Annotated in this window: 1 protein-coding gene; it reads right to left on the bottom strand. The window is 23.1% G+C overall.

From position 1 onward, the window contains the following. Positions 1 to 2465: hypothetical protein (locus tag JEP40_RS18885; RefSeq protein ID WP_198624799.1), on the bottom strand; the 2465-nt coding region annotated here is incomplete at both ends.

Genomic DNA, 2465 nt, shown 5'->3' with positions numbered 1-2465 from the left:
GTGAGAATGACTGACTAATTAACCTTACTGGATCTTTTTCTTCTATATAAAAATTAATAGGTAAATATTCTTTATTGTTATCATAAATAAAAATCTCCTCTAATTTTGTTATCTCTTTTTGTAAAAGATAATTTTTATGATTATTCCGTGTATAATATTGCAAATAAAGTTCTTGATAATCACTATTCAAGGTTGTTTTTTTACTATCAAGTTTAATTTCAATATATTTTAATAAATTATCAATATCTTTATTAATACGACATTGTTGTAATTGATAATAATTTAATTTAGTATAAATAAGGTCATCTGAATATATAATAAAATTTTTCTTTAATATTTCTTCTTTTATATTATCAATGAAAAATTTAATCCCATCTTCTTCAATAAGATAGTAATACTCTTGATACAACCTATTATCTTCTTCAATAAGATAGTGATACTCTTGATGCAACCTACTATCTTCACTATAAGTAAATAGCAATGGATTATTTTTTATATTACTATAAATAAATTGACTAATTCCATGATGATTAACATTCATTTCCGATACCATGATTTGATACAATCTTGCAGCAACCGTACTATTTTTTTTAGCTAAGGAAAGCAACTTATTCTTATTAAAAATAAATTCTTTATTAAATAATTTATCTTCAACTTTATTAATGACTTTAACTAATATTTCACTTACTGATTCATTTTTATATTTAGAAATAAATTTCGGTATTATATTTAATAATTCAAAACTTGCCACTAGCTTATCAAAATAAATATTTCTATTAAGAGTTTTTATTTTTAAAATAATATCTCCAAGTGAACTTTTAATTTTACCTTTAGATAAGTTTCTATTAATAGTTAATAAAACTTCAAAGTAATTATCTTTAAAATCTATATAACCAATATATCTTTCTTTTTTCATATTTTCATTTGAAGATACAACGGTTATATATGCTTTATTTTTATCATCTCTACCGAGTAATATTTTGCTACTTGTTTTATCACTAATTATTTCTTCAATATTATCTTGAATAAAGAGCATGGTATCTTTGAAATCAGTACATTTTACTTTTAATTCAAAAATATGCCCATTATCTGATATTTCTAATATAAGGAAATCATAATGGTCAAAATATATGATTTTTCCTATGACATCTTTTTTAAAAGGTAGTGATAACCCTATTTTCTTCAAGTTCTCTGCAAGGCCTCTATTCTTTTCATTTTGACTTTTATCCCATGCGCTTTGATAAAAAGGATTATTATTTTCTTTACATTCTATAACACCTATTTTTTCTTCATTATCTATTTTCTGTAAATTATAATTATTCAATATATCTTTAAAATAAATTTTAAAATCATTAATATTATAAAATTCGCTAAGGCCAACATTAGAATCAAAAATTGAAATTCTATAATCATTTTTTGTGTATTTTTTTATAGAAAAAGCTATAGCATGCTCTTCTACTGCTAAAATAGTATAAAAATCATTATGTAGCTTAGTTTTTTCTTCAATAAGAGAAAAAAAATCAATTAAACTATACCCATTAATACCATTAAATGTTAAACCAGAATTCTTTAAATATTCTTGTATATGCTTAAATTCATTATTAAATAATTTATTAGGATCATTGATATATAAATACCCATTTTGAGATTCTTGGAGAAATAATATTTCCTTTACCTCTTCTGTAAATAACATTAAGTTATATTCAAATTCATTACTAATCATTTGATCTTCAAGGCTATTAAATTCACTATAAAATAGTTCTATAGCATAAAGTGAGGCATTCTCTTTTAACCATAAAAGGTATTTTGCAGCACTTTCTAATCCATTATTTTTTACTTCTAAAAGATATTTTAAACTCAATCCAAAACAATTTCCTTGAATGAAATTTTCCGTATTAAATAGATAATTTGATTCAGCAGTAGCAATAATCCCTATACTAGCGACTTTATTTCTCAAAGGAGCAATAAAATCATTTATTTGATCAAATAAAATATACTTATTTTGAGGTTCTCTCTGCTTTTTTATCCAATCACTACCCTCTTTAATAAAGATAGATTCAATACCGTCATCTGCATCAGAATAATATTTCAATGCAGTATCGACTTTTTCCTGTAAATCACCACCATAAACATGTAAAACAGTCTCTGTCCTTTTTTTTTCGTTTTTAACAATATAGATATGTTTTTCTTTGCTTGATTCAATTAATTTTAATGTATGAATTTCTGAAACTTGAAGTTCCCCCATTTCTTGTAGCTTTAATAGCCATAATTTTTCTAATAGTTTTTTTTCGATTTTCCAATTATCCAAAGTAGGAAAAAAACTTATGTATTCATATTTCCCATATACCTTTATTTCTATTTCGATATTTTCATCTATATCAGACAACTGATAATCTATAAATCCTAAAGCTTCTTTTTTATTATAAAAGTACTGGATTTCTTTCTTAATCTCATCAAAAATAAAA

This window comes from Proteus vulgaris, assembly GCF_016239305.1.
GTDB classification, from domain to species: domain Bacteria; phylum Pseudomonadota; class Gammaproteobacteria; order Enterobacterales; family Enterobacteriaceae; genus Proteus; species Proteus vulgaris_C.
The sequence above is the reverse complement of the archived record's forward strand: the minus strand, read 5'-3'. Positions and strand labels throughout refer to the sequence as shown.